The organism is Allostella sp., assembly GCF_041913585.1.
In the GTDB taxonomy this organism is placed as follows: Bacteria; Pseudomonadota; Alphaproteobacteria; order ATCC43930; family Allostellaceae; genus Allostella.
On sequence record NZ_JAYSFE010000121.1, the window covers coordinates 1 to 7,181 of the forward strand.

The 7,181-nt window shown below is 71.2% G+C and carries 8 protein-coding genes; 6 read left to right on the plus strand and 2 right to left on the minus strand.

Features of this window, described 5'->3' with window-relative positions:
• Nucleotides 1-579 precede the first annotated feature (579 nt).
• The 6 genes from ACE3Q3_RS19115 (at nucleotide 580) to ACE3Q3_RS19140 (ending at nucleotide 5,123) form a co-directional block, all read left to right on the plus strand.
• Entirely contained in the window at nucleotides 580-981 is a 402-nt protein-coding gene (locus ACE3Q3_RS19115; RefSeq protein ID WP_374448794.1) for a nuclear transport factor 2 family protein, read from the plus strand.
• A gap of 175 nt (nucleotides 982-1,156) precedes the next feature.
• Nucleotides 1,157-1,819 (plus strand): peroxiredoxin, encoded by a 663-nt coding sequence (locus tag ACE3Q3_RS19120; RefSeq protein WP_374448796.1) that lies wholly within the window; start codon nucleotides 1,157-1,159, stop codon nucleotides 1,817-1,819.
• 39 nt (nucleotides 1,820-1,858) lie between these two features.
• A complete protein-coding gene (locus tag ACE3Q3_RS19125; protein ID WP_374448797.1) occupies nucleotides 1,859-2,896 on the plus strand; it encodes an MBL fold metallo-hydrolase in 1,038 nt (345 codons plus the stop codon).
• 61 nt (nucleotides 2,897-2,957) lie between these two features.
• Nucleotides 2,958-3,569 carry a DNA-3-methyladenine glycosylase I gene (locus ACE3Q3_RS19130; RefSeq protein WP_374448799.1) on the plus strand — a complete coding sequence of 204 codons (612 nt, stop codon included), beginning with the start codon at nucleotides 2,958-2,960 and terminating at the stop codon, nucleotides 3,567-3,569.
• Nucleotides 3,570-3,640: 71 nt separating this feature from the next.
• The gene (locus ACE3Q3_RS19135) at nucleotides 3,641-4,168 is read left to right on the plus strand and encodes a hemerythrin domain-containing protein (RefSeq protein ID WP_374448801.1); all 528 of its coding nucleotides are present in this window, start codon (nucleotides 3,641-3,643) and stop codon (nucleotides 4,166-4,168) included.
• Between the two features lie 91 nt (nucleotides 4,169-4,259).
• The gene (locus tag ACE3Q3_RS19140; RefSeq protein WP_374448803.1) at nucleotides 4,260-5,123 is read left to right on the plus strand and encodes an oxaloacetate decarboxylase; all 864 of its coding nucleotides are present in this window, start codon (nucleotides 4,260-4,262) and stop codon (nucleotides 5,121-5,123) included.
• Here the strand turns inward: ACE3Q3_RS19140 and ACE3Q3_RS19145 are convergent.
• Both ACE3Q3_RS19145 and ACE3Q3_RS19150 read right to left on the minus strand, forming a co-directional pair.
• Nucleotides 5,107-6,594, minus strand: a complete 1,488-nt coding sequence (locus ACE3Q3_RS19145) for a class I adenylate-forming enzyme family protein (protein WP_374448805.1) — start codon at nucleotides 6,592-6,594, stop codon at nucleotides 5,107-5,109. The genes ACE3Q3_RS19140 and ACE3Q3_RS19145 overlap by 17 nt on opposite strands.
• Nucleotides 6,591-7,181 (minus strand): hypothetical protein (locus ACE3Q3_RS19150; RefSeq protein ID WP_374448806.1); only part of this gene is annotated, 591 nt, incomplete at its 5' end. The genes ACE3Q3_RS19150 and ACE3Q3_RS19145, both read right to left, overlap by 4 nt.

The following is a 7,181-nucleotide window of genomic DNA, read 5'->3' on the forward strand; positions in this document are numbered from 1 at the left end:
TGGTGTCGCCGGGGGCAATCTGGAGATAGAGGCCGTCGCCGTCCCCGATCCGCACGGGCCGCTGCCCCTTCGCCGGATCGTGCCGCGCCGCCTTCACCGAAACCGCCGTCAACCTGCCCATGCCTACCCCCATCCCACGTTGGGGGTAGTGTATCAACCCCCAATCCTACCCCCAAATGGTTCGTGGATGGCCGTAGATCAATTGGGGCCGGATGGGTTCATAAAGTGCTGGAAAGACGGGAATATTTCGAGTCGGGCGGACTGATGTAGACGGGCGTGGACAGGGTTTTGGCAGACATCCCCTCCGCCAACTTCTCTGTCTAAGTCCTGAACTTTGCCGCTTTCCTGGCCCAGGCCCGCCTAACTTTCGAGCGGGTTGTTCGGGGAGGTCGGGTGGAATCCTGCGACGACCGCGTCCGGGACAAGTGCCGGAACGCGCGCGGATTGTCGTCGCCGACCGGTGCGCCTGGCAAGATCGAGGCGTGGCCGCGGGACTGCGTGGAGTGCGGTCCTCACGCGTTCCGTGCGGATTGACGCGCGTCAATGCGGCGGGATCCTATTGGCTCGAATTGACCGCGCATGGCACTGGATCGGTCTTCCGAAGAACAGCGCGGGCTCTGGGCGCAAGTCGAGGCGCTCTGGACCATGTCCGTCGCCCGAGACACGGCCGCCGTGGCCGATGCGCTGCATCCAGACTATGTCGGATGGGTGACCGGGCAGCCTCGGCCCCACCGTCGTGATGCGGCGATCGCGTCCGTAGGGCCATCGTCCCCGCGCGTTCTGACCTATCGGCTCCAACCACTGAGCGTTGTCGTGTTCGACGGCACGGTCGGCGTCGTCCACTATGCCTATGTGGCCGAAGTGGAGTCCGGCACGAACGCGTCAAGGACCGTTGCCGGCCGCTGGAGCGAGACCTACCTCCGGAGGAACCACCAGTGGACGATGATCTCGGTCAGCGGCGGGCCAGACGGCGAGCGATAGCCGGGATCAGGCAAGCCTTCCGGGACTCCCCCATAGCCGGCCGGTCGCGGTTTCGCTATCCAGGCCGCGCGTGCCCGCCGCCATCCTGCTATTGTGCCGCGCCCGCAGAACCCCGGCCGGCGGCGAAGGCCCTTGCGGACGTCACGACCGCCGGTAACAAGGAAAGGATTGCGAGATGTCTCTCCGCATCAATTCGGAAGCGCCGAACTTCACCGCCGAAACGACCGAGGGCACGATCAACTTCCACGAGTGGATCGGCGACAAGTGGGCGATCCTCTTCTCCCACCCCAAGGACTTCACGCCGGTCTGCACCACCGAGCTCGGCTACATGGCCAAGCTGAAGCCCGAGTTCGACAAGCGCAACACCAAGCTCATCGGCCTCAGCGTCGACCCGGTCGCCAACCACGCGAAGTGGGCCCAGGACATCGCCGAGACCCAGGGCACCGCGCCCAACTACCCGATGATCGGCGACACCGACCTCAAGGTCGCCAAGCTCTACAACATGCTGCCGGAGGAGATCGAAGGCGGCTCCGAGGGCCGCACCGCCGCCGACAACGCCACCGTCCGCACGGTCTTCATCATCGGGCCGGACAAGCGCATCAAGCTGATGCTGAGCTATCCGATGACCACCGGCCGCAACTTCGACGAGATCCTGCGCGTGCTGGATTCGATGCAGCTCACTGCGAAGCACAAGGTGGCGACGCCGGTGAACTGGAAGAGCGGCGACAAGGTCATCATCGTGCCGGCGGTCTCCAACGACGAGGCGGCCAAGCTCTATCCTCAGGGCTGGGAGACGCTGAAGCCCTACCTGCGCCTCGTGCCGCAGCCGAAGGGCTAGCGCGGAGCGGTGCCGGCACGCCCGGGGGAGGAGGGACCGATGATCTTCCGACAGCTCTTCGACCAGACGTCCGGCACCTACACCTACATCCTCGCCAGCCGGCCCGGCGGCGAGGCGCTCATCGTCGACCCGGTGCTGGAGAAGGTCGACCGCTACCTGACGCTGCTGCGGGAACTCGACCTCCGGCTCGTCAAGGCGGTCGACACCCACCTCCACGCCGACCATGTCACCGGCCTCGGCGCGCTGCGGGACCGGACGCGGTGCATCACCGTGATGGGCGAGCAGACCAAGGCGGACGTGGTCTCGATGCGGCTCGCCGACGGCGACCGCCTCACCGTCGAAGGCCTCGCCCTCGACGTCCTCTACACGCCCGGCCACACCGACGATTCCTACTGCTTCGTGCTGCCCGACCGGGTCCTCACCGGCGACACGCTGCTGATCCGCGGCACCGGCCGCACGGACTTCCAGAACGGCGATCCGCGCCAGCAGTACGAATCCATCTTCGGCCGCCTGCTCCGGCTGCCGGACCGGACGCTGGTCTATCCCGGGCACGACTACAAGGGCGACACGGTATCGACGATCGGCGAGGAGCGCGCCCACAACCCCCGCCTGCAGGTGAAGTCCATCGAGGAATATGTCGAGCTGATGAACAACCTCAAGCTCGCCAACCCGAAGATGATGGATGTCGCCGTGCCGGCCAACATGAAGATCGGCCTCCAGCAGGAGGCGGTGGCGCGCCAGGGCTGGGCCGTCGGCGGGGCGGAGGCGCTGGCGCTCGCCGGCCGCCCCGACATCGTCTTCGTCGACCTCCGCGAACAGTCGGAGCGGGAGCGGCACGGAGTCATTCCGGGCTCGCTCCATGTCCCCTATCCGGAACTGGCCGGCCAGATCGGCGAGGGCGGCACGCTCTTCGCGCTCGCCCGCGGCGAGGGCCGGACCCTCCTCTTCTACTGCGCCTATGGCGAGCGCTCGGCGATGGCCGTGCAGGCGGCGCAGGACAGTGCACTCGCCGGCTCCCGTCACCTGGAAGGCGGGATCTCCGCCTGGAGATCGGCCGGAGGGCCGGTCGCGCGCTGAAGGTTCTCCCGGCGCGGTCGGACGCCCCGGCCGCCACCCATTCCACGCCCCCGGAACGAGCATGACCATGACCATCCCCGGCCCGGACGGCCGTCCGCGTTGCCGCTGGTGCGCGGCCAGCGCCGAGTACCTCGCCTATCACGACCGCGAGTGGGGCTTTCCGGTCGCCGACGACCGCCGGCTCTTCGAGAAGCTCTGCCTCGAGGGCTTCCAGTCGGGCCTGAGCTGGCGGACCATCCTGGCCAAGCGCGAGAATTTCCGCGCCGCCTTCCACGACTTCGACTACGACCGCGTGGCGGATTTCGGCGAGGCCGACATCGAGCGGCTGCTGACGGACGCGGGCATCGTCCGGCACCGCGGCAAGATCCAGGCGACGATCACCAACGCCCGGCGCGCCCGGGAACTGGTGCGCGCGGAGGGGTCGCTCGCCGCCTATGTCTGGCGCTTCGAGCCGACGGAGGGCGAACCGGCGTCGCCCCAGGTCCGCTCGACCTCCCCGGAATCGATCGCCATGTCGAAGGACCTGAAGAAGCGCGGCTGGGCCTTCGTCGGCCCGACCACGGTCTACGCCTTCATGCAGGCGATGGGGCTCGTCAACGACCATGCCGACGGCTGCGTCGTCCGCGCGGAGGCGGCCCGGGCGCGGGCCGCGTTCCGGCGGCCGGTCCGATAGGCGTGCCAGGGAACGGCAGGGGCCCGGGACGAGTTGTCCGGGCAGCCCAGTTCCCACACCCAGAGGACGACATGCCGGACAAGATGGATGCGATCGCGATGCTGAAGGCGGACCACCGCAAGGTCGAGGAACTGTTCGCGCAGTTCGAGGCCGCGCGCACCGCCGGCCAGAAGAAGAAGCTGGCGCAGCAGATCTGCCTCGAGCTCTCGGTCCACACCAGGATCGAGGAGGAAGTCTTCTACCCGGCGTGCCGCGGCGAGATCGAAGAGGAGCTCGTGTCCGAAGCCTATGTCGAGCATGACGGCGCCAAGGTGCTGCTGGCCGAGATCGAGGCGGCGGACCCGGGCGACGAGTATTTCGACGCCAAGGTCATGGTGCTTTCCGAGATGATCCAGCACCATGTGAAGGAGGAGGAGCGGCGCGCCGAAGGCATGTTCGCGCAGGCCCGCAAGGCGGGGCTCGACATCGCCGCCCTCGGCGAGCGGATGGCCGGGCGCAAGGCGGAACTCCTGGCCCAGTACCGCAGGGACGGGCTGCCGATGCCGGAGCCGGTCACCTTCCATGCCACTCGCATGGGCGAGGCGATGCGCGCCGCCTGACGGGACAATGCCCGAGCCGCCGGTGGCGGAGCGCGCGCGGGGGCGCTAGGGTCGGCGGGAACGTCCCGCCGCCACCCGAAGGTCCCGACCCATGAACGCTCCCGATCGTCTGCGCCAGCTCCTGGCCGAGCCCGGCTTCGTCGTCATGCCGGCGGTCTGGGACGGCCTCAGCGCCAAGATGGCGGCCGCGGCCGGATTCCGGACGGCGTTCCTGTCCGGCTCCTGCGTCGCGGCGAGCCGCCTCGGCGGCCCCGACCTCGACCTCGTCTCGTTCGGCGAGATGTTCGACTCCTTCAACATGGTGCACGGCGCCGCCCCCGACCTGCTGGTGCTGGCCGACGGCGACCACGGCTACGGCAACGCGATGAACGTGCAGCGCACGGTGCGCGCCTATGGCCGTGCCGGGGCCGCGGCGGTCCTCATCGAGGACAAGATCACGCCCCGTGCCCTGACCGCCGCCGGCAAGCCCTGCCTGCCGCGGGCCGAGGCGCGGATGAAGATCCGCGCCGCCGTCGCGGCCGCGCGCGAGTCCGGCATCCTGGTGCTCGCCCGCACCGACTGCCGGCCGACCCAGGGTATCGACGAGGCGGTCGCCCGCATCGAGATGTTCGTCGAGGAAGGGGCGGACATCCTCTTCCTCGATTCGCCGGCCGACGACGGCGAGATCCGGCGCGCCGTCGCCGCGGCGAAGGGGCGGCCCTCCTTCGTAGTGCTGTCGCCGGGTGCCCCCCGCGCCACCCCGACCCAGGCGGCGGCGGCGGCGCTCGGCTTCAAGATCGGCACCTTCCCGACGGGCATGCTTTCGCCGGCCATGGCCGGCATGAAGGCGGGCCTGGCGGCGCTCGCGGCGGGCGGGTCCGAGGCGGCCTCGGCCATGCCGCCGGCCGAGTTCCGCGGCGTCCTCGGCTATCCGGACTACGACACGGCGGCCAAGCCGTTCATTGTTCCCGGCTGACCGGGCGGGCGTCGGCAGCGCCGCCGGTCCGCGCCTGCACCATCTCGATCAGGCGGTGCCGGTCGATCTTGCCGGTGGCGGTGCGGGGAAGGGCGGCCAGCAGCATGAAGTGGCGGGGCGCTGCCGCCCCCAGGCGATCCTGGCAGTGGCGGCCGAGACCCGCGACGGCGCGGCCGCCATGCGCCACCACGGCCAGCGCCGGCACGTCCGCGAAGCGCGGCGAGGGGACCGCGAAGGCCGCCGCCTCGGCGACCGCCGGGTGGGCCAGGGCGACCCGCTCGATCTCCTCCAGCGAAACCTTGATGCCGCCGAAGTTCAGCCGGTCGTCGCGCCGGCCGTAGAGACGCAGCCGACCCTCCGGGTCGCGGCCGGCGAGGTCGCCCGGGTGGAACCAGCCGTTCCGGAAGGCGAGGCGGGTGGCCGCCGCGTCGTCGATGTAGCCGCGACACACGCCGGGCCCGCGGACCCGGATCTCGCCCCGGCCGTCGGCGCCGTCGACGATCTCGACCTCGATGCCGGCGACCGGCCGGCCGACCGACGTGGGATCGGAACCGAGATCGTCGGGGGTCGCGATGGCGATGGTTCCGGCCTCGTTGGTGCCGTAGTCGACATGCAGGTTGGGCGTCATCCGCCGACCGATCCGGGCCAGCAGGTCCGGCGTGACGGCGCCGGAATTGGCACGCAGGAACCGGAGCCCGGGGAGCCAGGGCCCGCCTTCGTCCGGCAGCACCTCGACCAGCGCCGTCAACTGGGCCGGAGTTGCGATCAGGAAGGAGATTCCGGCCCCGCGGATGGCCGCGACGATGCGCCGGGGCTCGAATGGGCCCGTCTGGGCAATCAGGGTCGCGCCGCCGTCGAGGCAGCGCAGCGCCGCCGACTGGCCGCTCCGGCTTTCCAGCGGAATGAGCGACAGGCAGCGCTCGCCGGGCTGCGGCAGGGCATGGTGCGGCTGCGCGGCCGTTCGCGCCGCCTCCATCGCGTGGCTGACATGGAAGGCCTTGCGCTGTCCGGTGGTGCCGGACGACTGGACGATCGTCCACGGCGCCTCGTCCCCGGCCGCGATCGGCGGGGCGGCCCGGCCCGGCCCGGGACGCGGCGCCAGCCAGCGCTCGTCGGGGCGGACGACCGCGACGCCGGCCGGCACGTCGCCGGCGTCGGTGACGAGCGCGGTCAGGCGGAACTGGCGCATGGTCTGTGCCCGCAGCGCCGGCGGATCGCCGGCGGCCAGGGGCAACTGCACCGCGCCGATCCGCGCCAGGGCGAGCATGGTCGCGACCCGCAGCGCCGCCGGACCGGACAGGCAGACCCCGACCCGGGTGCCGCCGGTCCACCCGCGCCCGGCGAACGCCGCGGCGGCCTCCAGGACCGCGGCGCCGAGCCGGCCGTAGCCGACGACCCGATCGCCTTCGACGACGGCCGGCATGTCCGGCGTCGCCTCGGCGCGGGCCGCGAACGCTGCGACGATGTTCATGGCCGGGAAAGCTCGCGCCGCAGGGCGGTCGCGACCAGCGCGACGTTGGGGTCGAGCCCCGCCCAGGCCCCGAGCGTGGTGCGCCGGGATTCCGGCGACCGGTAGCGGAAGCCGAAGGCGACCGCAGCTCGGAAATGGCTGTCGTCGCTGCCGAGCGCCAGTTCCTCCAGGACCGTCCAGCCGCGGCGGGAGGCGATCCTGGCCCAGACGATCGCCGCCGCCGCCCGCGTCGCCGCCGGCAGGGCTTCGGCCGCGGCGAGGCGTGCCAGGGCGCCGGCCACCGCGGCGGGGACGGCGGGGGCGGTCCAGAAGGCCGAGACGGCCCACATCTGCTGCCAGGGGTGGAGGCGGTCGAGGCTGTCGGCGACGGTGCGGGCGAAGCGCGCGGTCACCGCCGCATCGTCGGCGAAGCGGCCGATGTAGAGGGCATAGATGCGCGCGGCCCACGGCGCCGCCGTGAACCGGGACAAGGCGAGGTCCAGGCCGGAGGGATCGCGCGCCCGCCCGAGCGCAAGGAGCGCCCACTGTTCGGCCTTGAAGGCGTGGCGGCCGAAACGGGACAGGTCGTCCAGCGCCGCGCGCGCGGC

Bases quoted from the DNA above. Each gene is read 5' to 3' on its own strand.
- ACE3Q3_RS19115 (WP_374448794.1), top strand. From the start codon at position 580: ATGGCACTGGATCGGTCTTCCGAAGAACAGCGCGGGCTCTGGGCGCAA.
- ACE3Q3_RS19120 (WP_374448796.1), top strand. From the start codon at position 1,157: ATGTCTCTCCGCATCAATTCGGAAGCGCCGAACTTCACCGCCGAAACG.
- ACE3Q3_RS19125 (WP_374448797.1), top strand. From the start codon at position 1,859: ATGATCTTCCGACAGCTCTTCGACCAGACGTCCGGCACCTACACCTAC.
- ACE3Q3_RS19130 (WP_374448799.1), top strand. From the start codon at position 2,958: ATGACCATGACCATCCCCGGCCCGGACGGCCGTCCGCGTTGCCGCTGG.
- ACE3Q3_RS19135 (WP_374448801.1), top strand. From the start codon at position 3,641: ATGCCGGACAAGATGGATGCGATCGCGATGCTGAAGGCGGACCACCGC.
- ACE3Q3_RS19140 (WP_374448803.1), top strand. From the start codon at position 4,260: ATGAACGCTCCCGATCGTCTGCGCCAGCTCCTGGCCGAGCCCGGCTTC.
- ACE3Q3_RS19145 (WP_374448805.1), bottom strand. From the start codon at position 6,594: ATGAACATCGTCGCAGCGTTCGCGGCCCGCGCCGAGGCGACGCCGGAC.